The sequence below is a fragment of the Serinicoccus kebangsaanensis genome, from assembly GCF_008919445.1.
GTDB lineage: Bacteria > Actinomycetota > Actinomycetes > Actinomycetales > Dermatophilaceae > Ornithinicoccus > Ornithinicoccus kebangsaanensis.
Window position 1 is genome coordinate 95,924 of sequence record NZ_VSLG01000005.1, and the last position, 23,989, is coordinate 119,912.

General features: G+C 73.0%; 22 protein-coding genes. 15 read left to right on the forward strand and 7 right to left on the reverse strand.

Features of this window, described 5'->3' with window-relative positions; all coding sequences use genetic code 11:
- Nucleotides 1-9: 9 nt before the first annotated feature.
- The 3 genes from FXF60_RS07800 to FXF60_RS07810 are packed head-to-tail and all read right to left on the reverse strand — an operon-like array spanning nucleotide 10 to nucleotide 2,676.
- Complete coding sequence (locus FXF60_RS07800) at nucleotides 10-525, reverse strand: DUF4112 domain-containing protein (protein ID WP_151525224.1); 516 nt, start codon at nucleotides 523-525, stop codon at nucleotides 10-12.
- A gap of 35 nt (nucleotides 526-560) precedes the next feature.
- A complete protein-coding gene (locus FXF60_RS07805) occupies nucleotides 561-1,499 on the reverse strand; it encodes a tyrosine recombinase XerC (protein WP_151525226.1) in 939 nt (312 codons plus the stop codon).
- Nucleotides 1,500-1,512: 13 nt separating this feature from the next.
- On the reverse strand, nucleotides 1,513-2,676 hold the full coding sequence (locus tag FXF60_RS07810; protein ID WP_151525228.1) for a pyridoxal phosphate-dependent aminotransferase: 1,164 nt from the start codon (nucleotides 2,674-2,676) through the stop codon (nucleotides 1,513-1,515).
- Between the two features lie 263 nt (nucleotides 2,677-2,939).
- Here FXF60_RS07810 and rpsB point away from each other — a divergent pair, with 263 nt between their 5' ends.
- Both rpsB and tsf read left to right on the forward strand, forming a co-directional pair.
- Nucleotides 2,940-3,908, forward strand: a complete 969-nt coding sequence (gene rpsB, locus FXF60_RS07815; RefSeq protein WP_151525230.1) for a 30S ribosomal protein S2 — start codon at nucleotides 2,940-2,942, stop codon at nucleotides 3,906-3,908.
- Nucleotides 3,909-3,935: 27 nt separating this feature from the next.
- Nucleotides 3,936-4,763 (forward strand): translation elongation factor Ts, encoded by an 828-nt coding sequence (gene tsf, locus FXF60_RS07820; RefSeq protein WP_151525232.1) that lies wholly within the window; start codon nucleotides 3,936-3,938, stop codon nucleotides 4,761-4,763.
- A gap of 114 nt (nucleotides 4,764-4,877) precedes the next feature.
- Here tsf and nadC read toward each other — a convergent pair whose 3' ends face one another.
- The 3 genes from nadC to nadA are packed head-to-tail and all read right to left on the reverse strand — an operon-like array spanning nucleotide 4,878 to nucleotide 8,286.
- The gene (gene nadC, locus FXF60_RS07825) at nucleotides 4,878-5,741 is read right to left on the reverse strand and encodes a carboxylating nicotinate-nucleotide diphosphorylase (protein ID WP_151525234.1); all 864 of its coding nucleotides are present in this window, start codon (nucleotides 5,739-5,741) and stop codon (nucleotides 4,878-4,880) included.
- Nucleotides 5,738-7,285 (reverse strand): L-aspartate oxidase, encoded by a 1,548-nt coding sequence (locus FXF60_RS07830; RefSeq protein WP_151525235.1) that lies wholly within the window; start codon nucleotides 7,283-7,285, stop codon nucleotides 5,738-5,740. The genes nadC and FXF60_RS07830 overlap by 4 nt, the downstream gene beginning before the upstream one ends.
- The gene (gene nadA, locus FXF60_RS07835) at nucleotides 7,282-8,286 is read right to left on the reverse strand and encodes a quinolinate synthase NadA (protein ID WP_151525237.1); all 1,005 of its coding nucleotides are present in this window, start codon (nucleotides 8,284-8,286) and stop codon (nucleotides 7,282-7,284) included. The genes FXF60_RS07830 and nadA overlap by 4 nt, the downstream gene beginning before the upstream one ends.
- Before the next feature lie 142 nt (nucleotides 8,287-8,428).
- Between nadA and FXF60_RS07840 the strand changes: the two genes are divergently transcribed.
- From FXF60_RS07840 to rlmN, 5 genes are all read left to right on the forward strand, one after another.
- Nucleotides 8,429-9,319 (forward strand): NUDIX hydrolase, encoded by an 891-nt coding sequence (locus tag FXF60_RS07840; protein WP_238335761.1) that lies wholly within the window; start codon nucleotides 8,429-8,431, stop codon nucleotides 9,317-9,319.
- A gap of 200 nt (nucleotides 9,320-9,519) precedes the next feature.
- Nucleotides 9,520-10,281, forward strand: coding sequence for a UMP kinase (gene pyrH / locus FXF60_RS07845; RefSeq protein ID WP_151525239.1), 762 nt, complete (start codon nucleotides 9,520-9,522; stop codon nucleotides 10,279-10,281).
- Nucleotides 10,282-10,339: 58 nt separating this feature from the next.
- Nucleotides 10,340-10,906: a ribosome recycling factor gene (frr, locus tag FXF60_RS07850; RefSeq protein WP_151525242.1), complete on the forward strand. Its 567-nt coding sequence runs from the start codon at nucleotides 10,340-10,342 to the stop codon at nucleotides 10,904-10,906.
- Nucleotides 10,907-10,932: 26 nt separating this feature from the next.
- Nucleotides 10,933-11,835 carry a phosphatidate cytidylyltransferase gene (locus FXF60_RS07855; protein ID WP_151525244.1) on the forward strand — a complete coding sequence of 301 codons (903 nt, stop codon included), beginning with the start codon at nucleotides 10,933-10,935 and terminating at the stop codon, nucleotides 11,833-11,835.
- A 23-nt stretch (nucleotides 11,836-11,858) separates the two neighbouring features.
- Nucleotides 11,859-13,028 carry a dual-specificity RNA methyltransferase RlmN gene (gene rlmN, locus FXF60_RS07860; protein ID WP_151525246.1) on the forward strand — a complete coding sequence of 390 codons (1,170 nt, stop codon included), beginning with the start codon at nucleotides 11,859-11,861 and terminating at the stop codon, nucleotides 13,026-13,028.
- Nucleotides 13,029-13,050: 22 nt separating this feature from the next.
- Here rlmN and FXF60_RS07865 read toward each other — a convergent pair whose 3' ends face one another.
- Nucleotides 13,051-14,259 (reverse strand): LOG family protein, encoded by a 1,209-nt coding sequence (locus FXF60_RS07865; protein WP_151525248.1) that lies wholly within the window; start codon nucleotides 14,257-14,259, stop codon nucleotides 13,051-13,053.
- Between the two features lie 96 nt (nucleotides 14,260-14,355).
- Between FXF60_RS07865 and FXF60_RS07870 the strand changes: the two genes are divergently transcribed.
- The 8 genes from FXF60_RS07870 to ispG all read left to right on the forward strand — a co-directional run bounded on the left by FXF60_RS07870 (nucleotide 14,356) and on the right by ispG (nucleotide 23,972).
- Nucleotides 14,356-16,272, forward strand: coding sequence for an acetate--CoA ligase (locus FXF60_RS07870; protein WP_151525250.1), 1,917 nt, complete (start codon nucleotides 14,356-14,358; stop codon nucleotides 16,270-16,272).
- Nucleotides 16,273-16,410: 138 nt separating this feature from the next.
- Nucleotides 16,411-16,686 (forward strand): hypothetical protein, encoded by a 276-nt coding sequence (locus FXF60_RS07875; RefSeq protein WP_151525252.1) that lies wholly within the window; start codon nucleotides 16,411-16,413, stop codon nucleotides 16,684-16,686.
- Between the two features lie 34 nt (nucleotides 16,687-16,720).
- Nucleotides 16,721-18,118 carry a coiled-coil domain-containing protein gene (locus FXF60_RS07880; RefSeq protein ID WP_151525254.1) on the forward strand — a complete coding sequence of 466 codons (1,398 nt, stop codon included), beginning with the start codon at nucleotides 16,721-16,723 and terminating at the stop codon, nucleotides 18,116-18,118.
- Nucleotides 18,106-18,936: a hypothetical protein gene (locus tag FXF60_RS07885; RefSeq protein WP_151525256.1), complete on the forward strand. Its 831-nt coding sequence runs from the start codon at nucleotides 18,106-18,108 to the stop codon at nucleotides 18,934-18,936. Before FXF60_RS07880 ends, FXF60_RS07885 begins: the two co-directional genes overlap by 13 nt.
- Complete coding sequence (locus FXF60_RS07890) at nucleotides 18,933-20,186, forward strand: threonine/serine exporter family protein (protein ID WP_151525258.1); 1,254 nt, start codon at nucleotides 18,933-18,935, stop codon at nucleotides 20,184-20,186. The genes FXF60_RS07885 and FXF60_RS07890 overlap by 4 nt, the downstream gene beginning before the upstream one ends.
- A 4-nt stretch (nucleotides 20,187-20,190) precedes the next feature.
- Entirely contained in the window at nucleotides 20,191-21,405 is a 1,215-nt protein-coding gene (gene dxr / locus FXF60_RS07895; protein ID WP_151525260.1) for a 1-deoxy-D-xylulose-5-phosphate reductoisomerase, read from the forward strand.
- A gap of 17 nt (nucleotides 21,406-21,422) precedes the next feature.
- Nucleotides 21,423-22,745: a M50 family metallopeptidase gene (locus tag FXF60_RS07900; protein ID WP_151525262.1), complete on the forward strand. Its 1,323-nt coding sequence runs from the start codon at nucleotides 21,423-21,425 to the stop codon at nucleotides 22,743-22,745.
- A 54-nt stretch (nucleotides 22,746-22,799) separates the two neighbouring features.
- A complete protein-coding gene (ispG, locus tag FXF60_RS07905; protein ID WP_151525264.1) occupies nucleotides 22,800-23,972 on the forward strand; it encodes a flavodoxin-dependent (E)-4-hydroxy-3-methylbut-2-enyl-diphosphate synthase in 1,173 nt (390 codons plus the stop codon).
- The last annotated feature ends 17 nt before the right edge of the window (nucleotides 23,973-23,989 follow it).

Sequence of the window (23,989 nt, forward strand, 5' to 3'; positions counted from 1 at the left end):
GCCGGGCGCTCAGGTGATCAGGGTCCACAGGCCCACGAGGACGAGCACGCCGACGGCGATCGCGATGACGGCGGGGAGCACGATGAGCACCACGGCACAGAGGAGGTAGAGGACGGCCGGCCGGTCCGAGCGACGGCCCTCGGCCAGGGTGGCCTGCAGCAGCCGGTAGTTCTTCCGGTTCGACCGGTGCGCCACGTCGGCGGCGTCCCCGACGACGGGCAGGAGCCCGAGGGCCGCGTCCAGCAGGACGTTCCACGCCATCCGGGCCAGCACCCAGACCGGGACGCGACGTCGTGCCGCGTCCACCATGATCGCGGCCGAGAGTCCGGACCCGATGATGTCACCGGCACCGGGCAGCAGTCCCAGCAGCGCATCGATGCCCAGCCCGATCCTGGTGCCGGGGATGGTGACCAGGTCGTCCATGACCCGGGCCAGGTGCCGGCTGGCACCGGTGTCAGGCGCCGCAGCCTGCGTGCTGCGCGGTGCTGCGGCCGGTGTCGCCGGTGCGGTGGGGTCCTCGGGCATCCCCCGATTGTCCTCGACCGGACCGCGTCCGTCACTCAGGCGCGTGGGTGCGCCTGCTGGTATGCCGTCCGGAGCCGGTCGACCGAGACGTGGGTGTAGATCTGGGTCGTCGCGAGGCTGGCGTGGCCGAGCAGCTCCTGCACCGTGCGCAGGTCGGCACCACCCTCCAGCAGGTGGGTCGCGGCGCTGTGCCGGAGTCCGTGCGGCCCCAGGTCGGGGGCGTCCGGGAGGTGCTGCAGCAGCTCGTGCAGCGTGGACCGGACCTGGCGCTGCCCGATCCGCCCACCCCGCCGTCCGAGGAACAGCGCGGGCCCGGAGTGCTCGGTCACCAGCCGGGGCCGCCCGGTCGACAACCAGGAGGTGACCGCCTCGGCGGCGGGTGCCCCGAAGGGCACGATCCGCTCCTTGTCGCCCTTGCCCAGGACCCGGGCGGTGCCCTGCGCCAGGTCGACGTCGTCGACGTCGAGCCCGGTCAGCTCGCCCACGCGCATACCCGAGGCGTAGAGCAGCTCGAGCATCGCGCGGTTGCGCTGGTGCACCGGGTCCTCGTCATCGGCAGCCAGCGCCGCGAGATCCATCAGCTCGGTGGCCTGACCTGCCTTGAGCACGCCGGGGAGGTGCGTGTCCTTCCCGGGAGCCACGAGCCGCAGCGAGGGGTCCACCTCCAGTCGTCCGGTGCGCTGCGCCCAACGGAAGAAGGTCTTGGCCGCCGCCGCCCGGCGGGACACCGTCGATCGGGACGCGCCCTCGGCACCGGCCCGCCCCAGCCAGGAGCGCAGGTCGGCCAGGCGCACCGACCCGAGCCCGACGACCTCGCGCTCGACCAGGAAGGCTCCGAGGGCGGCGAGGTCGCCCAGGTAGGCGCGCACGGTGTGCGCCGAGCGGCCCCTCTCGACCTCGAGGTGCTGGGTGAAGGCCGCGAGCACCTCGCCCGAGAACGGGGTGTCACCGTCGGCAGCCCTGGTGGCAGGCATACTCCCCAGCCTGTCAGGCCCCGGCCAGCCGGTGCAGGCGGCGCGCCGCCTCGCGGAGCACCTCGTCCTGCTTGCAGAAGGCGAAGCGGACCAGGCTCCGCACCGGCTCGGGGTCGTCGCAGAAGACCGACACCGGGACGCCGACGAGACCCAGGTCCTCCGGCATCCGCCGGCAGAACTCGACCGCGTCGTCCACCCCGTGACCGGCCAGGTCCGCGATGACGAAGTAGCTGCCCTGGCACGGGCTGACCGGCACGTCCACCTCGGTGAGGGCGCTCACCAGCAGGTCCCGCTTGGCCTGCAGCGTGGCGGCGAAGCCGGTGAAGAACTCGTCGGGCATCCGCAGGCCGTGCGCGACGGCGGGCTGCACGTGCGTCACCCCGACGAAGGTGAGGAACTGCTTGACCGCCGCCACCGCGTCCACCAGGTGCGCAGGGCCGCTGACCCAGCCGGTCTTCCACCCGGTCAGCGAGAAGGTCTTGCCGACCGAGGAGATGGTGAGGGTGCGGTCGAACATGCCCGGCAACGTCGCGATCGGGGTGTGCCGCAGCCCGTCGAAGACCAGGTGCTCGTAGACCTCGTCCGCGATCACCACCAGGTCACGCTCCCGGGCGATCTCGGCGATCCCCTCCAGCTCCTGCGCCGAGAACACCTTGCCGGTCGGGTTGTGCGGCGTGTTCAGCACCAGCACCCGGGTGCGGTCGTTGACGGCGGCACGCAGCTCGTCGAGGTCGAGGCGGAGGTCGGGGAAGCGCAGCTGCACCGTCCGGCGCAGCCCGCCGGCCATCGCGACCGCGGCGCCGTAGGAGTCGTAGGACGGCTCGACGAGCACGACCTCCTCGCCGGGCTCGACCAGGGCGATGAGCGAGGCGGCGATCGCCTCGGTGGCGCCGACGGTGATGAGCACCTGGGACTGGGGGTCGAGCGGTATGCCGTACCAGTGGTCCTGGTGCGCCGCCACCGCCTCGCGCAGCGCGGGGAGGCCGCGGGCCGGGGCGTACTGGTTCAGGCCCTCTCGCAGGCCTTCCGCCGCGATCTCCCGCATCTCCTCGGGGCCGTCGGTGTCCGGGAACCCCTGGCCCAGGTTGACGGCGTCGAACTGCAGCGCCCGTTGGGTCATCTCGGCGAAGACGCTGGTGCCGAACGGTCGCAGACGCTGGACGAGGGAATCGCTCATGCCGCCACCGTAACGATTCGGAGCGGGCGGCCCGGTGCCGTATCATCGGTGGCACGTGCGTCTCGTGCTGCCCTCGGGCGGGTGAGCCGCGCGAATTCGCGCCCGGGCGCGACCGGACCGCACCGCATACCTCTCGCAGGTATCGGCCAGTGGCCGGTGGCGCACCCCGCGGTCCCGCCGAGTCTCACCCTGGTGAGCAGGCGGGTGGGGAGCGTCCCCGGGCCAGGACACAACTGCAACCGAGAAGAAAGCGAGACCACGGCATGGCCGTCGTCACCATGCGCCAGCTCCTGGAGAGCGGCGTCCACTTCGGGCACCAGACCCGTCGTTGGAACCCCAAGATGAAGCGCTTCATCATGACCGAGCGCAACGGCATCTACATCATCGACCTGCAGCAGTCGCTGACCTACCTCAACGAGGCCTACGACTTCGTCAAGCAGACCGTCGCGCACGGCGGGTCGATCCTGTTCGTCGGCACCAAGAAGCAGGCGCAGGAGTCGATCGCCGAGCAGGCCACCCGCGTGGGGATGCCCTACGTCAACCACCGCTGGCTGGGCGGCATGCTCACCAACTTCCAGACCGTCTCCAAGCGGTTGACCCGCATGAAGGAGCTCGAGGAGATCGACTTCGACGATGTGGCCGGCAGCGGCCGCACGAAGAAGGAGCTGCTCATGATGAGCCGCGAGTACGACAAGCTCGCGAAGACCCTGGGCGGCATCCGCGACATGCAGAAGGTGCCCTCGGCGGTCTGGGTCGTCGACACCAAGAAGGAGCACCTGGCCGTCACCGAGGCCCGCAAGCTCGGCCTGCCGGTCATCGCGATCCTGGACACCAACTGCGACCCGGACGAGGTCGACTACAAGATCCCGGGCAACGACGACGCGATCCGCTCCGTCACCCTGCTGACCCGCGTGGTCGCCGACGCCGTCGCCGACGGGCTGATCGCCCGCTCCGGTGGTGGCAGCGAGGCCGGTGCCGAGACCGAGGGTGCGGAGAACGAGCCGATGGCCGAGTGGGAGCGCGAGCTCCTCGCCGGCGCCGAGGAGGCGCAGGCCGCGCCGGCCGCCGACGAGGCGCAGAGCGCACCGGCCGCCGAGCCCGAGACCGCCGACGCTGCGGCCGCCACCACGGAGACCACCGCCGTCGCCGACGAGGCCCAGGCGACCGAGGCCGCCGCGGAGACGGCCGAGGCCACCGAGGCCGAGGCCGACGCCCAGCCCACCCAGTCCTGACGCACCTGAAGGAGCACAGAAGCACTCATGGCGAACTACACCGCCGCTGACATCAAGGCGCTGCGCGAGTCCACCGGCGCCGGGATGATGGACGTCAAGAAGGCCCTCGACGAGGCCGACGGCGACACCACCAAGGCGACCGAGATCCTGCGGGTCAAGGGCCTGAAGGGCGTCACCAAGCGCGAGGGCCGCTCGGCCACCAACGGGCTGGTGCGCGCGCAGGTCGACGGAGGCGTCGGCACGCTGGTCGAGGTCAACTGCGAGACCGACTTCGTGGCCAAGGGCCCGACCTTCGCCGAGCTGGCCGACCGGGTCCTGGCCCAGGCCGTGGCCGTCGAGGCCGGCGACGCGGACGCCCTCCTGGCCTCGGAGCTGGACGGCAAGACCGTCAAGGAGGTCCTCGACGACGCGAACGCCACCATCGGCGAGAAGATCGAGGTCCGCCGGGTCGCCCGGGTCGAGGGCGACCAGGTCGTGTCCTACCTGCACAAGACGATGCCCGACCTGCCTCCGCAGATCGGCGTGCTGGTGGCCACCTCCGGTGGCGACCAGCAGGTCGCCCGCGACATCGCGATGCACGTCGCGGCGTTCTCCCCGTCGGTGCTGACCCGCGCGGAGATCGACGGCGAGACGGTGGAGAACGAGCGCCGCATCGCCGAGCAGACCGCCCGTGAGGAGGGCAAGCCGGAGCAGGCCCTGCCCAAGATCATCGAGGGCCGGGTGAACGGCTACTACAAGGAGAACGTCCTCCTCGACCAGCCTTTCGCCAAGGACAACAAGAAGACCGTCGCCAAGGTCGCCGAGGAGGCGGGCGCCGAGGTGACCGGCTTCGCCCGCTTCAAGGTCGGTGTCTGAGGCAGACGCCACCTGCCGACGAGGCAGCCGCAGGCCGGGTTCCCGTTCGGGAGCCCGGCCTGCGTCGTGTCAGGCCCCACCCGGCCGGGAAGAGGGAGGGGGTCCCTGGGGCCCTCAGGGTCGGCCGAGGTCGTCCAGGCCGAGGTCGAGGACGGGAGCGCTGTGCGTGATCCAGCCGACCGACACCAGGTCCACCCCCGTCGCGGCCAGCGCCGGCCCGGTCTCAGCGGTGACCCGACCGGACGCCTCGGTGGTGAGCCGCCCGTCGACGAGGGCCACCGCCTCCGCGAGCTCCCGCGGTGACATGTTGTCGAGCAGCACCGCGTCGACCGGGCGCTCGCAGGCCAGCAGCTCCCGGAGCTGGTCCAGGGTGTCGACCTCGACCTCGATGCTCACCAGGTGACCGACACCCTGCTGCGCCCGTCGCACCGCCTCGGTCACCGAACCCGCCACGGCGATGTGGTTGTCCTTGACCAGCACGGCGTCGTCCAGCCCGAACCGGTGGTTGACCCCGCCGCCGACGCGGACGGCATACTTCTCCACCGTCCTCAGGCCGGGTGTCGTCTTGCGGGTGCAGCAGACGCGGGTCCGGGTGTGCCCGATGGCGTCGGCGACCTGCGCGGTGGCGGTGGCCACCCCGGAGAGGTGCCCGAGGAAGTTGAGCGCCACCCGTTCGCCGGTGAGGATGCCGCGGGCCGGGCCGGTGACCACGGCCACGACGTCGCCCGGCTCCACGCGCGACCCGTCCGGGGCGGAGACGTCGACCCGGATCTCCGGGTCGACCAGGGAGAAGGTACGCCGGGCCAGGTCGAGGCCTGCCACCACGCCGGCCTCGCGAGCGGTCACCGACATGGTGGCGCGGGCAGCGGCCGGGACGACGGCCTGGGTCGTGAGGTCACCGGCCCGTCCGAGGTCCTCGTGCAGGGCGGCGCGGACGAGGGGCTCGCAGACGAGGTCGGGGAGACCGTGGGTGCTCATGCGCTCCTCCGTGCGGGGACGGGGGCGGAGACGACGTCCGCCAGGGTGAGGAGGGTGTGCCGGACGGGTCCGACCGGACCCGGGTGGTCCAGCCGCAGGTGGCCACCGCGAGACTCCGCGCGCAGCTGCGCGCTCCGGGCGACGAGCAGGGCGACCAGCACGGGGTCGGAGACCCCGTCGACGCCGTGCCGGTCGACCTCGACGGCCAGGCGCTCCACCGCGGCGGCCAGACCGGCGCCGTCCCGGGCGATCCCCACCTGCTCGGTCATCGTCGGGCGCACCCAGGGGGGCGGCCCTGGCGCGGTATGCCGTCGCCCACCGCGGTGCGGCGGCTCGGCAGCGCGCGGGGCCGCCGACCCTCGGTCGACCTGGCGCACCCCGGCGGCGACGCGTGCACCGCAGACCACGGCCTCCAGCAGCGAGTTGCTGGCGAGTCTGTTGGCGCCGTGCAGCCCGGTCGAGGCGACCTCGCCGACGGCCCACAGGCCGGGGACGGTGGTGCGCCCCGCCGGGTCCACCAGCACGCCCCCGCAGTGGTAGTGCGCGGCGGGCCGCACCGGGATGGCCACCGACCCGGGATCGACGCCTGCACGACGGCAGGCCTCCCAGACGGCCGGGAAGTGCGAGGCCAGCCTGGCACCCGGCGCCGAGCGGGCGTCCAGCCCGACCCGACCCCCGCGCCGCAGCTCGGATGCCACCGCCCGCGCGACGACGTCGCGCGCGGCGAGGTCACCCGCCCCGCCGGCCGAGGCGTCGAGCAGCCGTCTGCCGGACCCGTCGACCAGGACGGCGCCCTCACCCCGGACCGCCTCGCTGACCAGGGGCATGGGGTCGCGACCCACGTCCAGGGCGGTGGGGTGGAACTGCACCATCTCCAGGTCACGGAGCACCGCCCCGGCCCGGGCGGCCAGGGCCAGCCCGCTGCCGGTCGCGCCACGAGGGTTGGTGGTGTGCTGCCACAGGGCTCCGGTGCCGCCGGTGGCCAGGACGACCGTGGGTGACTCCAGGACGCTGAGCTCGCGGTCGGGCCCGACCTCCACCTCGACCCCGCGCACCTCGCCGTCCGCTCCGAGGACCAGTCTGCGGGCGCGCGCCTGCTCGACGACGGTGATCGACGGGGTCGCGCGGACCGCGGCGACGACCGCCCGCATGATCTCGGCGCCGCTGCCGTCGCCGCCCACGTGGACGATCCGGCGCCGGCCGTGGGCACCCTCCAGGCCCAGGGCGTAGGACCCGTCCGGCTCCCGGTCGAAGGCGACCCCGAGCCCGTCCAGCCAGGCCACCGCACCGGGAGCGGCCTCGACGACGGACCGGACGACCTCGGCGTCGCACAGGCCGGCACCCGCCGCCAGGGTGTCGCCGAGGTGCTGGGCGGCCGAGTCGTCCGGGTCGACCGCGGCGGCGATCCCACCCTGGGCCCAGCCGCTCGCGGCGCCGCTGCCGAGCCGGCCGGCGCAGAGCACGACGCACGGCTCGGGTGCCAGGTGCAGCGCCGTCGTGAGACCGGCGAGGCCGGCGCCCACCACCACCGGGACCCGGGTCATACCGCCAGCATCCGCTCGACCGCCCGCCGCGCGCGGTGCGCCACCTGGTCCTCGATGCGCACCTCGTGGCTCATGGTCTCCAGCGAGCGTCGGATCGTGGACAACGTGCTGCGGCGCATGTGCGGGCAGATGTTGCAGGGCCGCACGAAGTCGATGTCCGGGTGCTCGGCCGCCACGTTGTCGCTCATCGAGCACTCGGTGATGAGGGCCACCTGGCTGGGTCGGCGCGTGACCACGAAGTCGAGCATCTGGGCGGTCGACCCGGAGTGGTCGGCCTCGGCCACCACGTCGGGAGGGCACTCCGGGTGGGCCAGCACGACCGCGTCGGGATGCTCCCGGCGCAGCTGGCGCACGTCGGCGGGGGAGAACCTCTCGTGCACCTCGCAGTGCCCCGCCCAGGTGACCACCTCGACCCCGGTCTGCGCCGCGATGTTCTTCGCGAGGAACTCGTCCGGGATCATGATGACCTTGTCGACCCCGAGCGACTCGATGACCTGCACGGCGTTGCCGGAGGTGCAGCAGATGTCGCTCTCGGCCTTGACGTCCGCCGAGGTGTTGACATAGGTCACGACCGGCACGCCCGGGTGCTGCTCGCGCAACGTGCGCACGTCCGCGGCGGTGATCGACTCGGCCAGCGAGCAGCCGGCCCGCAGGTCGGGGATGAGCACCGTCTTGCCCGGGTTGAGCAGCTTGGCCGTCTCGGCCATGAAGTGGACCCCGGCGAGCACGATCACGTCGGCGTCCACGCGCTCGGCCTCGCGGGCCAGGGCCAGGGAGTCACCGACGATGTCGGCGACGCAGTGGAAGATCTCCGGGGTCTGGTAGTTGTGCGCCAGCACGACGGCGTTGCGCTCCCGCTTCAGCCGACCGATCGCCTCGACGTCCTCGGCGAACGCCGGCCACTCGACCTCGGGGATGACGTGCCGGACCCGCTCGTAGACGTGGGCGGTGCGGGCGGCTGCGGCGGCGGCCTCCGACGGTGCCGTGCTCAGGGTGGTCATCGTGTCTCCTCCACGGGCCGGGCGGGACCCTTATGCTGAGTGTGAGCATTAGACGGGACGAGTATATATGCTGGAGGTGAGCATAAGTCAATCCGGAGTGTCGGAGGTGGTCCTCGTGCAGCGGGACGGGCAGGATGACCTGGTGCCTGACCTGAGCGCGGAGCTGGTGGCGGTGGTGACCGCCGTCGACGCAGACGTGCCCGTGCTGCTCACCGCGGGCGAGCCGGAGCGGCTCCCTGCCGGCCCGTTGCGCTCGGACCACCGGTCGATGCAGTCCGGGCTGAGCGCCTGGGTGGAGCAGCAGACGGGGCACCGGCTGGGCTACGTCGAGCAGCTCTACACCTTCGCCGACTCGGGCCGGGACGAGCGCCGCGCGATCTCGGTGTCCTACCTCGGGCTGACCCGCACCACGGACGGACCCGGGTGGCAGGACTGGTATGCCTACTTCCCGTGGGAGGACCGACGCGCACCGTCGGGTGTGGTCCCAGCGGCTGCGGCCATGGTCGACGACCTGGTGCGACCGGCGCTCGACGCGTGGGTCGCTGCCGGCACGACCGACGAGCGGGACCGGCGTCGCCGCCGGGCCGACATCTGCTTCGGGCTGGGGGGCCGCCACTGGTCGCCCGAGCTGGCGCTGCAGCGCTACGAGCTGCTCTACGAGTCGGGGGCCATCCCCGAGGCGGGCACCGGTGGACCCACCGTGCCCGGTCAGGCGATGCAGTCCGACCACCGCCGCATCCTCGCGACGGCGCTGTCCCGGCTGCGGGCCAAGATCCAGTACCGACCCGTGGTCTTCGAGCTGGTGCCGGACTCCTTCACCCTGGGCCAGCTGCAGCGCACGGTCGAGGCGCTCGCGGGACAGCCGCTGCACAAGCAGAACTTCCGACGGCTCGTGACCGGTCAGGAGCTGGTCGAGGAGACGGGGTCGAGCTCGAGCCAGACCGGGGGCCGGCCGGCCAGGCTCTACCGCTTCCGCCGCGACGTGCTGGACGAGCGCCACGTCGCGGGCACCAAGCTGCCGTCGGTCCGCTGAGGCCCGGCCGGCGACCCGCCTTCCGACTCCTACGCAGAAAGTGTTCGTCTGCCGTGATGCATCAGCGCAGAGGAACAGTTTCCGCATACGAGTGCTCAGTCGCCTCGCCGTGCACCCACGCAGGGGTCGGCGCGGATCGCCGCACCCAGCACCGTGTGGCAGGATCGAGCGACCGCCCAGCACGATCCAGGAGGATCCGCATGACCACGACCGTGTCCGAGCACGACACCCAGGCCAGTCCCGAGTCCGCCGGAGGGCCGCGCCGGGTCCTGCTCAAGCTGTCGGGGGAGGCCTTCGGGGGCGGCAACGTGGGGGTGGACCCGGACGTGGTCAAGGGGATCGCGCACCAGATCGCGGACGCGCACCGGGCCGGGGTGGAGATCGCGGTGGTGATCGGTGGGGGCAACTTCTTCCGGGGGGCCGAGCTGCAGCAGCGGGGCATGGAGCGGGCGCGGGCGGACTACATGGGGATGCTGGGCACCGTCATGAACTGCCTCGCCCTGCAGGACTTCTTGGAGAAGGAGGGCGTGGACACCCGCGTGCAGACCGCGATCACCATGGGGCAGGTGGCCGAGCCCTACATCCCGCGGCGCGCCATGCGCCACCTGGAGAAGGGCCGCGTGGTCATCTTCGGCGCGGGCGCGGGGATGCCGTACTTCAGCACCGACACGGTGTCGGCGCAGCGGGCGCTGGAGATCAAGTGCGACCAGGTCCTCATGAGCAAGCACGGCGTGGACGGTGTCTACACCGCGGACCCGCGGCGCGACGCGGCCGCCCGCAAGCTGGACCGGCTGACCTTCTCCGAGGCGCTCAGCGGCAACCTCAGGGTCGTCGACGCCGCCGCCTTCAGCCTCTGCATGGACAACGCGCTCCCGATGCTGGTCTTCGGCATGGACGGCGAGGACTCCATCACCCGCGCGATCAAGGGTGAGAGGATCGGGACACTCGTGACCGCGGGGTGACCCCCGGCACCGCACCGACCAGTCGCCGAACGACACACCACCGAAGGAGCACGACATCATGTCCGAGGTCGTCGAGATGGCCCTCATGGAGGCCGAGGAGAAGATGGACAAGGCCCTGGAGGTGGCCCGTGAGGACATGGCCTCCATCCGCACCGGACGGGCGCACCCGGGCATGTTCAGCAAGCTCGAGGTGGACTACTACGGTGCGCCGACCCCGCTGCAGCAGCTGGCCAGCTTCAGCATCCAGGACGCACGCACCGTGCTCATCACCCCCTACGACAAGGGGGCGATGAAGGACATCGAGAAGTCGCTCCGGGACGCCGACCTGGGGGCCAACCCCAGCAACGACGGCAACGCCATCCGCATCGTCATGCCGCAGCTCACCGAGGAGCGGCGGCGGGAGTACATCAAGCTCGCCCACGCCAAGGGCGAGGAGGCCAAGGTGTCCGTGCGGCACGTGCGTCGGCACGCCAAGGACCTCATCGACAAGGCCGTCAAGGACGGCGAGATCGGGGAGGACGACGGGTCCCGCGGCGAGAAGGAGCTGGAGGGCCTCACCAAGCGGCACGTCGACGCCGTCGACGACATCCTCAAGCACAAGGAGGCCGAGCTGCTCGAGGTCTGAGCAGCCGTCCGCTGGGAGCCACCCCGATGACCGAGCCCACGACCGGGACGCCGGCACCCGAGCAGCCGCTGACCCGCCGGGCGGCGCGTGCCGCCCGGCGGGCCGCACGGGCGTCCGACCCGGGGCGCACGCCGCGCGCCGGGCGGAACCTGCCCGCAGCCATCGGGGTGGGGGTCTTCCTGGTCGCGCTGATCCTCGCCAGCCTCGTCTTCTGGAAGCCCGCCTTCGTCTACCTCGTCACCGCTGCCGCGGTGGTGGGGGTGTGGGAGCTCGCGGAGGGTCTGCGCAGCGGCCGGGTGGACGCTCCGCTGCCCCCCGTCCTGGCCTCGGTCGGCCTGGTCCCGCTGGCCTACTACGGCGGTGCCGACGCGCTCGCCGTCGGCTTCGCGGCGGCGGCCGCCCTGGTGCTGCTGTGGCGCAGCTTCGGCTTCGCGCAGGACGCCGCGCGGGACGTCGCCGGTGGCGTCTTCATCGTGGCCTACGTGCCGCTGCTGGCTGCGATCAGCTCGCTCATGCTCGCCCAGCCGGACGGGGCCGGGCGGATCATCACCTTCATCCTGGTCACCGTGGCCTCGGACACCGGAGGGTATGCCGTCGGCGTGCTGCGGGGACGCACCCCGATGGCGCCCTCGCTGTCGCCGAAGAAGTCGTGGGAGGGCTTCGCCGGGTCGGTCGCGACCAGCGCCCTGGTCGGCGTGCTCTGCGTGGTGCTGCTGCTCGACGGGGCGTGGTGGGCCGGGGCGCTCGTCGGTGCCGTGGCCGCGGCCTTCGCCACCGTGGGGGACCTCGCCGAGTCGGCCATCAAGCGCGACCTCGGGATCAAGGACATGGGCAGCATCCTGCCCGGGCACGGTGGGGTGATGGACCGGCTGGACTCGCTGGTGGTCACCGCCCCGGTCTGCTGGGCGCTGCTGCGCCTGTTCGTCTAGATCCCTGAGACACTGGGAGGGACATGAGCACCGACCTGCCGACCCCGACCACCGACCGTCCCGCCCCCGGGCAGCTGACCTTCCGCGCCCCACGCCGGGGCAAGGCACCGACGCACCTGGCCGATCACGACCTCGCCGCGCGGAAGGCGTGGGCCACCGAGCTCGGGATCCCCGGGTTCCGCGCAGACCAGGTCAGCAGGCACTACTTCGAGCGCCTGGTGACCGACCCCCACCAGATGACGGACCTGCCGAAGGTGGGACGGGAGGAGCTGGTGGCGGGCCTGCTCCCGCCGCTGCTGACCCCGGTGCGCACGCTCTCGGCCGACGACGGTGCCACGCTCAAGCAGGTGCACCGGTTGCACGACGGCGCGATGGTGGAGTCCGTCCTCATGCGCTACCCCGGACGGGTCACGATGTGCATCTCCAGCCAGGCCGGGTGCGGCATGAACTGCCCGTTCTGCGCGACCGGTCAGGCCGGGCTCACCCGCAACCTGTCCACGGCCGAGATCGTCGAGCAGGTGGTCGCGGCGGCCCGTGCGCTGCGGCACGGTGACCTGCACGGGGGTGAGGAGGGGACCCAGGACGCGCAGGAGGCGCTGCGGGTCTCCAACGTCGTCTTCATGGGGATGGGTGAGGCGTTGGCCAACTACAAGGCCTCCCTCGGCGCCATCCACCGGCTGGTCGACGACGCGCCGGAGGGCCTGGGGATGTCGGCGCGCGGTGTCACCATGTCGACGGTCGGACTGGTGCCCGGGATCGACCGGCTGGCGGGGGAGGGCATACCCGTCACGCTCGCGCTGTCGCTGCACGCGCCAGACGACGAGCTGCGCGACGAGCTCGTGCCGATCAACACGAGGTGGAAGGTCGACGAGGCGCTGGACGCCGCCCGGCGCTACTTCGAGGTGACCGGCCGGCGGGTGTCGATCGAGTATGCCCTCATCCGCGACATCAACGACCAGGCCTGGCGCGCCGACCTGCTGGGGGAGAAGCTCAACGCGCGCGGGCGCGGCTGGGTGCACGTCAACCCGATCCCGCTCAACCCCACCCCGGGCAGCAGGTGGACCGCCTCGCGGCGTGGTGTCGAGCAGCAGTTCGTCGAGCGGCTGCTCGCCCACGGGATCCCCACCACGGTGCGCGACACGCGTGGCTCGGACATCGACGGCGCGTGCGGCCAGCTCGCGGCCACCGTGTAGCGAGCTGCGCGGGGCGGGAAGGTCAGCGGTCCGCCAGGATCGCGGCGGCGTCCTCCACGGTGTCCACCAGGTGCAGCGTGGCCCCCATCGGCCGACTCTGGCCCAGCGCCTGCAGCAGCGGCCACACGGGGAGCTGCGCGGTCCAGTGCTCGCGCCCGACCAGCACCAGCGGCGCCAGGCCGTCGTCGACGTCGACCTGGTAGTAGAGCCGGGTGGCCATCTGGAAGATCTCCTGCACGGTCCCGGCCGCGCCGGGCAGCACGACGAGGCCGGCCCGGGAGTGCGCCAGCAGCAGGTCCTCGCGCAGCGCGTTGCTGAAGAACTTGGCGATGAGCTGTCCGAAGGCGTTGGGGGGCTCGTGGCCGTAGTACCACGTCGGGATGCCGACGCTGCGCAGCCGACGCGGCGCCCCTGCCCCCGCCTCCGCGCGCAACCGCAGCGCCGGCTCGGCCCAGGCGCCGATGTCGGCGGCAAACTCCGGCACCCGTGCCAAGGCCTCCAATGCGTCCTGGAGCAGGGACTCGTCCGCGGCCCAGGCCCCGAGGTTGGCGGCCTCCATCGCCCCGGGCCCGCCGCCGGTGAGCACGACCGCGCCGTCCTCGGCGAGGCGGTGGCCGAGCAGGGAGGCCGCCGCGAACTCGGGCGTGCCCCGCCTCAGTGCGTGCCCGCCCATGACGCCGACCGCCCGCCGGCCGTCCAGGGCGGCGGCGAGGGCGTCCGACATCGCGTCGTCGTGGATGGCCCGGAGCGCCGTCACGTAGGCGTCGTGCCGCAGGGTCGCGTCCTCGAACCACCGGTAGGCGCGCGCGTCGAGGGTGGTGGCGTACCCCTCGTCCGCCAGCCCGGCGTAGAGCTCCTCGGCGGTGTAGAGGTGGGCCCGGTAGGGATCGACCGGGGCGTGCGGCGCCGACGGGAAGACCAGCGCGCCCGCCTCCCGCAGGTGCGCCTCGATCTCGGTGTCCAGCCGGCCCCCGAGCACCACGAGGTCGGCGAGGTCGTCCCGGGCCAGGAGCAGGTCGCGGTCGGCCGTCAGGTCCAGCCCCTGCACGCGCAAGGGGGGCAGCGCGTCCTCCGTGCGGAGCCACCGCCGCCAGGTGGTCTGGTCCTCGACCTCGCGCCCGGGGACCGCCGCCTGCGGCTCGACCCGGCGGTAGCGGACCTCCGCACCCGGGCCGGCACCCACCCGGAGGTCGGAGACGTCCTCGCTCACCGGTCGGCTGCGTCGCTGCATACCTCGTGACCCTAGCCGTGCCGACCCGCGCCGGTGCCGGGCACCGCCGCCCGGCCTTCCCTGGCGCCCAGGTCGCTGCGGGTGTGTGATGGGGGCATGAGCCACGACGTGACCGACCGGCAGACCTACCGGGACCTGGTGGCCCAGAGCCTGTCCCACCCGGAGGGGTTCTGGGCGGAGGCGGCCCGGCTGGTCGACTGGATCCACCGACCGACGCAGGTGCTCGACGACGCCGAGCCGCCCTTCTACCGCTGGTTCGCGGACGGCCGGCTGAACGTCTGCTACAACGCCCTGGACCGGCACGTCGTCCACGGTCGTGCCGACCAGACCGCACTCATCCACGACAGCCCGGTGACCGGGACGGTGCAGCGGTTCACCTACGCCGAGCTGCTGGACCTGGTGGCCCGGTTCGCGGGGGTGCTGCGCGACCTGGGCGTCGGCAAGGGCGACCGGGTCGTCGTCTACCTGCCGATGGTGCCCGAGGCGGTCGTCACCATGCTGGCCTGTGCCCGGATCGGTGCCGTGCACTCGGTGGTCTTCGGTGGCTTCGCCCCGGCCGAGCTGGCCGCGCGGATCGAGGACGCGCAGCCCAAGGTGGTGGTGTCCGCCTCGTGCGGGATCGAGCCGTCCGGCGTCGTCGCCTACAAGCCGATGCTGGACGCGGCGATCGAGCGCTCCGCGCACACCCCCGACCACTGCGTGATCCTGCAGCGTGAGCAGCACCGGTGCGAGCTGGGTGACCGGGACCTGGACTGGGCCACGCTGATGCACCCGGACGCCGTCGCGCCGGCGGCGTGCGTCCCGGTCGCCGCCACGGACCCGCTCTACGTCCTCTACACCTCGGGCACGACCGGGCGGCCCAAGGGGATCGTGCGGGACAGCGGCGGGTATGCCGTCGCGCTGCGCTGGTCGATGACCCACCTCTACGGCGTGCAGCCCGGGGAGACCTGGCTGTGCGCCTCCGACGTCGGGTGGGTGGTCGGCCACTCCTACATCGTCTACGCGCCGCTGCTGACCGGCGCCACGACGATCCTTTACGAGGGCAAGCCGGTGGGCACGCCGGACGCGGGCGCATACTGGCGGCTGATCGCCGAGCACGGCGCCGTGGCGGCCTTCACCGCACCGACCGCGATCCGGGCGATCACGAAGCAGGACCCGTCGGCCGAGCAGATCGGCCAGCACGACCTGTCCTCGCTGCGGGCGCTCTTCCTGGCGGGGGAGCGGCTCGACCCGGACACCTGGGAGTGGGCCACCGAGCACCTGGGCGTGCCGGTGATCGACAACTGGTGGCAGACCGAGACCGGCTGGCCGATCGCGATCAACCCGGTCGGGCCGGAGGGTGCGCTCTTCGAGATCACGCCCGGCAGCCCGACGGTGCCCACCGTCGGCTACGACGTGCGCGTGCTGGACGAGCGCGGCGCGGAGGTCCCGCCCGGGGTCGACGGCGCCATCTGCCTGCGGCTGCCGCTGCCACCGGGCACGCTGCCGACGCTGTGGCAGGACGACGAGCGCTACGTCTCCTCCTACCTGTCCGCCTACGACGGCTACTACCTGTCCGGCGACGGGGGCCATGTGGACGAGCGCGGCTACGTCTTCGTCATGGGCCGCACCGACGACGTGCTCAACGTGGCCGGGCACCGGCTGTCCACCGGGTCCCTGGAGGAGGCCCTCGCAGGGCACCCGGCGGTCGCCGAGTGCGCCGTGATCGGCGTCGCGGACCAGCTCAAGGGCCAGGTGCCGCGCGCGCTCGTCGTGCTCAAGTCCGGCGTGGACCTGGACGACGCGGGCGTGGCCCGGCTGCAGGAGGAGCTGGTGGCCCGGGTGCGCTCCGAGGTGGGTGCGGTCGCCTCGCTGCGCCGGGTCGACGTCGTGGACGGGCTGCCCAAGACCCGCTCGGGCAAGATCCTGCGCCGGACCATGCGCCAGCTCGCCGACGGTGAGACCCCGATGGTCCCCTCCACCATCGAGGACGTCGCCGTGCTCGACGCCCTGCGGCCGGTGCTGCAGGGGTAGCTCGGCAGCGTCCCGACCCGGGCGGAGACGTCCCCGCCCCCGGCCCTGTGGACAAGTTCTGCGGCGGAGGCGCCGTCCTGCCTAGCCTCGGAGCGAGCCGGGCGATGCGGATCCGGCCCGGAGCGAGGGGGTGCGCAGGTGGGACAGGTCGTGCAGGTGGACGGCGACCGGCTGGCGGCGATGGCGCAGGAGCAGGCGGCGGCGGGAGCTGCGCTGGACGACCTGGCCGAGGGGGTCGCCCGGCTGCTCGGGATGGTCGCGGAGGGCAGCGGCGGTGGCAGCCTCGCCGACGCGGCGCGCACGGTGGCGGGGCAGTGGCGTGCTGGCCTGCACCTGGTGGCGGAGCAGGGGCACGCTCTCGCCCGGGCCACCGCCAGGCGCGCGCGGACTACGCGGGGGTGGAGCAGCTGCTGACCGAGCAGTGGCGTCCGGGCCTCAGGTGGATGCCGTGAGCAGCTCGGTCCTGGCGTGCTCGCCGGACGAGCTGGAGCGCACCGCCAGACTGCTGCGTGAGGCAGGCTCGGAGATCGAGGCCGTCGCGGGGCGCCTGCTGTCCAGCAGCCCCACGCCGGACGGTTGGGCCGGGTTGGCCGCCCTGCAGGCGAGCGCGCGGGTGCAGGCCCTGCACCGGGTGACCCGGTCGGCGGCCGGTCCACCGCAGGAGGCCGCGGCGGCGGTGCAGCAGTGCGCCGGGGTCGCCCGCAGCGCAGGGGAGCAGGTGCGCCGGTGGCACCGCGTGGGGGAGCGCAGGCTGGCGGAGTCGGTCGCGCTGCGGGCACCGGGGCCGCCCCCGGAGCCCGCCCTGGAGGCGCTCTGGCGACGACGGCTCGAGCAGCTGCAGCACGAGATCGACACCGCCCGGCGGCGGGTGGACGCCGCGGAGGACGACTTCCGGTCCGCCCAGGAGACGGCCGCCCGACGGGTGCGCACCGCGTGGGAGGTCATCCAGGACCTGCGCTCGATCCGGGACATCCCCTCGAACGCCCTGCAGGCGGCGGGGTATGCCTGGAGCACCGTCGAGCGGGGGATCCGCACCACGCAGGTAGTGGTGCAGCTGGCCCGCGCCCGCTGGGCCCGCGCCACGGCCGTGCGCCTCCAGGCGCTGCATCGCGCCCAGCAGGCCTTGGCCCGGCTCGGCGCTCTCGGCCGGTGGCGTCATGCCCCGAGGCTGTTCTCGAGGATCCGGCTGGTGCCCGGGCCGGTCGGCATGGTGGCGGCGTGGTTCACCGCCTGGTCCGACCTGCGGGACGGCGGGGGTTATGCGGGGTGGCGGGGCGGCACCACCCGCGTCCTGGCCGGTCTCGGCTTGGCTGGCGGGGTGATGGTCCTCACCACACCGGCGTTCCCCCTCCTCGGCGCCGCCGGAGTGGGCCTGCTCACCCTCTACCAGGCGTGGTCGGCGGGCAACGCCGCCTACGACGGGGCGGTGGTCGCGCTGCGCTACCTGCGACGGTATGCCGTCCCGCGCCTGCGCGACCTGGGCCAGGCGACCCTGCTGGCGCACCGTCGTGCCGTGGGACGGCTCCGTTCCGCCCGCGACACGGTGCGCCTCGCACGCGTGGCGCTGGCGCTGGAGGCCGGTCGCCGGATGACGCAGGTGCGGGACGCGACGGCCCCGGTGCTGGAGCGCCTCGACGACCCCGTGCACCGCGTCGTCGGGCTCCCACCGGGAGGGCCGGTGCGCCTGCCCACCCGGGAGGTCGTCGACCGGGTGCTGGGCAGGCTCCCGGACGTCGGGCCGCTGCGGCACTGGTGGCGGCAGGCGGGGGACCCGATCCTCATGCCGGTCGTCCCGCTGCCACCCGGGCTGGGGGGTCCGGTCCGGCTGGGGCGGTGGTGGCCCTGACCGGCGGGTCCGAGGAGCGAGAACCGGACGACGGGGCCGAGGGTCCCGGCCCGCTGCTGGTGGTGACCCCGGCCGAGCTCGAGCTGCTGGAGGACGCGCACGCGGCCCACCTCGGTCTGGAGGGCCCTGCGGGCGGCCCCGCTGACGGTCAGGGCCAGGGACGCCCGCCCGCACGGGGCCGGGCCGGACGGACCGAGGCGCTCCGGTCGCTCCAGGGCCGCGGTGTGCTGGACGCGCAGGCCCGGCTGGTCGCCGGCAGCGCCGTGGCCGACCTCGTGCTGGTCCTGCTCGACGTGCGGGTCTCGGCGCAGGCCCTGCTCGTGGTCGAGCGACGGCTGGCGGGATCGGAGCACCAGGCGGACCTGCGGCTGCTGCACCTGGTCGAGTCCGGCGGCGTGGTCGAGGACCTGCACCCCCAGGGGTGGCACGCGCTGGACCTGTGCCTCGAGCCGGCCGAGCTGGCGGACCGGGCGCTCGAGCCGATGCTGCCGCCGGACGCGGCCCCGGGCGGCGGGGAGCCGATCACCCTCGACACGGGTGACCCCGACCCGTCGACCGCCCGGCTCTCGGCCTCCGTCCTGGCCGAGCTCACCCTGGTGCGACCCGACGGCAGGCCCGAGGCATCGGTCCTGCTGGCGGTCGGGGAGAGGGGGTGCCACCTGGCCCACCGGGAGGATCTGGACGAGGCGACGCGACGCGGGAGCGGGGCACTGGTCTTCACGCCGGTCGCGCCCGACACGGTGCGCGAGCTGGTGCGGGGCTGGGTGCGCCGCGTCGTGACCCCCGCCGATCCGGACGGGCCTACCCTGGTCCGGTGACCCACCCGCACCCCGACCCCGAGGGCTCGCAGCTGACCCGCACGGTGCTGCTGCGGATGGCCGGCGAGCTGGCGGCCTCGGGCGAGCCGGTGGTCGACGTCGAGCGTGCGGTGCGCTCGCTGGGCCGGGGAGCGGGATACCCCGACGTCCAGGTCGCCACCAGCCCGACCGCCGTCTTCCTCAGCCTGAGCGCCGGCTCCGCGGCATCCATCGCGCCGGTGCGGGGGCCGCTCCGCCTGGACCAGTGCGCCGCGGTCCACGCCGTCCGGCACTTCCTGGACACCGGACGTCTCACCCTCGCCCAGGCGGACCAGGAGCTGGATGCCATCCGTGCGCTGCCGCACCCCTATCCGGGCTGGGTGCGCCACCTGGGCCTGATGGGCGTCTCCGTCGGGCTGTCCCTCATCCTGCAGCCCGGTCTGCCCAACGTCGCGGTCGCCGCGCTCGGATCGGTCCTCGTCAGCCTGCTCATGACGCAGGCGGGCCGGCATACCGTGCTCGGCTCGCTGCTGCCCTCGCTCGCGGCGTTCACCGCCGCCCTGCTCGCCTTCGGCGCCTACCAGCTCGACCTGCTGGACGGTCCGCTGCGCACCCTCATCTGCCCGCTCGCCGTCCTGCTCCCCGGAGCGCTGCTGGTGACCGGGGTCAGCGAGCTGGCCCAGGGGGCGATGGTCGCAGGAGCCTCACGGGTGTTCTACGGCATGGTGCAGCTCGGGCTCTTCTCCCTCGGCGTGGTCGGTGCCTCCATGGTGCTCGGGGTCGACGAGGGCGCCTTCGCCAACGTGCGGGTGGCGGGGCCGGGGATCTGGGTCGCCCCCCTCGGCCTCGTGCTCATCACGCTCGGGCTCACCCTGGCCGAGGCCCTGCCGTGGTCCCTGCTGCGGTGGTCCGGGCTGGTGCTCGTGCTCACCTTCGCGGCCCAGCTCGCGGGTCAGCAGAGCGCGTCGTCCCTGCCCATCGGCGGGTTCACCGGCGCCGTCGTCGCCTCCTTCGTCCCCTCGTTGCTCAGCCGGGTGCGGGAGGACGTGCCGCGACTCGTGGCCTTCCTGCCCTCCTTCTGGCTGCTCGTGCCCGGCACCGTCGGCCTCATGGGTGTCAGCCAGGTGGGCGTCGGCAGCGGCGGGGCGGCCACGCTGCTCGGCGCGGTGGGGATCGTGGCCTCGATCGCGCTCGGTCTGCTCATCGGCTCGGCACTCGCCCTGCCCCTGTCCCGGCCTGCCTCGACCTGGCGACGGCGCGGGGCACAATGACCGGGTGAGTTCGCGCAGCCTGACCCTGCTCGGGTCGACCGGGTCGATCGGCACCCAGGCCGTCGACGTGATCCGTGCGAACCCGGACCGGTTCCGGGTGCGGGCCGTGTCCGCCGGTGGGCGGGACCTCGGGGCCCTGGCCCGGCAGGCGGTCGAGCTGCAGGTGGAGCAGGTGGCCGTCGCCCGCGACGACGACCGGGCGCACGCCGAGCTCACCGCCGCCGTCGAGGAGGCGGCACGGGCGGCCGGGCTCGCGGCATACCGGCCGGAGGTGCTCACGGGTCCCCGGGCCGCGGAGCACGTCGCCGGCAACGGCGCCGATGTTGTGCTCAACGGCATCACCGGGAGCATCGGGTTGCGACCCACCCTCGCCGCGCTGGAAGCCGGGAGCACCCTGGCGCTCGCCAACAAGGAGTCGCTCATCGTCGGCGGCCGGCTGGTGACGCAGGCCGCGGCTCCCGGGCAGATCGTCCCGGTCGACTCCGAGCACAGCGCCATCGCCCAGTCGCTGCGCTCCGGTCGCGAGCGCGAGGTGCGCAAGCTGGTGCTGACCGCCAGCGGTGGGCCGTTCCGCGGCAGGTCTCGTGCGGAGCTGGCCGACGTCACCCCGGAGCAAGCGCTGGCGCACCCGACCTGGGACATGGGCCTGGTGGTGACGACCAACTCGGCCACCCTGGTGAACAAGGGCCTGGAGCTGATCGAGGCCCACCTGCTCTTCGACGTGCCCTTCGACGCGATCGAGGTCGTGGTCCACCCGCAGTCCGTGGTGCACTCCATGGTCGAGTTCGTCGACGGGTCGACCATCGCCCAGGCCTCACCGCCGACGATGCACATCCCCATCGCCCTGGGTCTGGCCTGGCCGGACCGGCTCCCCGACGTGGCACCGGCCTGCGACTGGACCCGCGCGACGTCGTGGGACTTCCTGCCGCTGGACGACGAGGCGTTCCCCGCGGTGCGGCTGGCCGAGCAGGTCGGTCGTGCCGGAGGCACGGCACCGGCGGTCTACAACGCGGCCAACGAGGTCTGTGTGGCTGCCTTCCACCGTGGTGAGCTGCCCTTCCTGGGCATCGTCGACGTGGTCGGGGAGGTGGTGGACCAGCACGTCGGGAACCTCGGGGGCGGCTCGGATGTTGATCTGGGGGTGGACGACGTGCTGGCTGCCGACGGCTGGGCCAGGGGTGCCGCCGCGCGTAGAATCGAGACCCGTTCCCGGGACTGACCAAGGAGTCCGCTCTCATGCTCTACCTGCTCGGTGTGGTCGTGATCTTCGTCGGCATCGCCGCGTCGATCGCGCTGCACGAGATCGGGCACCTCGTCCCGGCGAAGCTGTTCCGGGTCCGGTGCACGCAGTACATGGTGGGCTTCGGCCCGACCCTGTGGTCGAGGCGACGCGGCGAGACGGAGTACGGCCTGAAGGCGATCCCGCTCGGCGGCTACGTGCGGATGATCGGCATGTTCCCGCCCCGTCCCGGTGACGGCGGCAAGGTCCGAGCCAGCAGCTCCAACCCCATGCACCTCATGGTCGAGCAGGCGCGCCAGGACTCCCTCGAGGAGATCGGTCCCGGCGACGAGGACCGGGTGTTCTACCGGCTGCCGGTGTGGAAGCGGGTCGTCGTCATGGCCGGAGGGCCGCTGATGAACCTCGCGATCAGCGCGGTGCTCATCACGCTGCTCATGACCATGCAGGGCCTGCCCGTGGTGACGTCCCAGGTCAGCCAGGTCGCCGCGTGCGCCAACACCGACGTCTCCGACGACGACTGCGCCGGTCAGGAGGCCTCGCCCGCGGCCGCCGCCGGGTTCGAGGTCGGTGACACCATCCTCGCCGTCGACGGTGTGCCGGTGGACGACTGGGCCGCCACCACCTACGCGATCCAGAACGCCGGGGAGCAGGCCACCTTCGTCATCGAGCGGGACGGGGCTCGGCAGGAGCTCACGGCGGACCTGGTGCAGCGCGAGCTGGCGCTGATGGGGGCCGACGGCATGCCGGTCGTGGACGAGGAGGGCGAGCGGGTCTACGGGCAGGCGAGCTTCCTCGGGGCCTCGCCGACGCTGGACCACGACCCGCAACCGATCACCGCGGTCCCGGGCATGGTCGGGGGGATGTTCACCGAGACCGCGGGCATCGTCCTCACCCTGCCGCAGCGCCTGGTCGACGTCTCGCAGGCCGCCTTCGGCATCGAGGAGCGTGACCCCAACGGGCCGATGTCTGTGGTGGGCGTGGGCCGGATCGCGGGTGACGTCACGCAGAACGGCATCGAGGGCCTGGTCGAGAGCGCGGAGGAGCGGTTCTGGCTGCTCGTCTCCGTCCTCGCCTCGCTGAACATGGCGCTGTTCGTCTTCAACCTCATCCCGCTGCTCCCGCTGGACGGCGGCCACATCGCCGGAGCCCTGTGGGAGAGCGTGAAGAAGGCCTGGGCGAGGGTCTTCCGCCGACCCGACCCCGGTCCGGTGGACACCGCCGCGGCACTGCCGGTCGCGTATGCCGTGGCGATCGGGCTGCTCGGGATGACGGCACTGCTCATCTACGCCGACATCGTGCGGCCGGTGCAGCTGGGCTGAGCGTCCTCAGCGACCGTTCAGGATGCCACCAGCACCGGGTGCGACAATGGGTCCATGACTGCTGGTGTCCCCATCTCCCTCGGTATGCCCTCCGCCCCGGCCCCGGTGCTGGCGCCCCGGAGGAAGACCCGCAAGATCAAGGTCGGCAAGGTCGAGGTCGGGGGAGACGCCCCCGTCTCGGTGCAGTCGATGACCACTACCCCGACCACGGACATCAACGCCACGCTGCAGCAGATCGCCGAGCTCACCGCGACCGGCTGCGACATCGTCCGCGTCGCCTGCCCCACGCAGGACGATGCCGAGGCCCTGCCGGCCATCGCGAGGAAGTCGCAGATCCCGGTCATCGCCGACATCCACTTCCAGCCGAAGTACGTCTTCGCCGCGATCGACGCCGGCTGCGCCGCGGTCCGGGTCAACCCGGGCAACATCCGCAAGTTCGACGACCAGGTCAAGGAGATCTCGCAGGCCGCCAAGGACGCCGGGGTCTCCCTCCGGATCGGGGTGAACGCCGGCTCCCTGGACAAGCGTCTGCTGGAGAAGTACGGCAAGCCGACGGCCGAGGCACTGGTCGAGTCCGCGGTGTGGGAGGCCAGCCTGTTCGAGGAGCACGACTTCCACGACTTCAAGATCTCGGTGAAGCACAACGACCCGGTCGTCATGGTGCGTGCCTACGAGATGCTGGCCGAGCGCGGCGACTGGCCGCTGCACCTCGGTGTCACCGAGGCGGGGCCGGCCTTCCAGGGCACGATCAAGTCGTCGGTGGCCTTCGGGGCCCTGCTCTCGCAGGGGATCGGCGACACGATCCGTGTCTCGCTCTCCGCCCCGCCGGTGGAGGAGGTCAAGGTCGGCAACCAGATCCTGCAGAGCCTCAACCTCAAGCCACGCAAGCTGGAGATCGTCTCCTGCCCCTCCTGCGGGCGCGCCCAGGTCGACGTCTACACCCTGGCCGACGAGGTCACCGCGGGCCTGGAGGGCATGGAGGTGCCGCTGCGCGTGGCCGTGATGGGCTGCGTCGTCAACGGCCCGGGCGAGGCGCGGGAGGCGGACCTGGGCGTGGCCTCGGGCAACGGCAAGGGGCAGATCTTCGTCAAGGGCGAGGTGATCAAGACCGTGCCCGAGAGCCAGATCGTCGAGACCCTGATCGAGGAGGCCATGCGGATCGCCGAGGAGATGGGTGAGATCGACACCGACGGCCAGGCCGCTGCGCCGACGGTCACGGTCGGCTGACCCACCGGCCCCGCCGG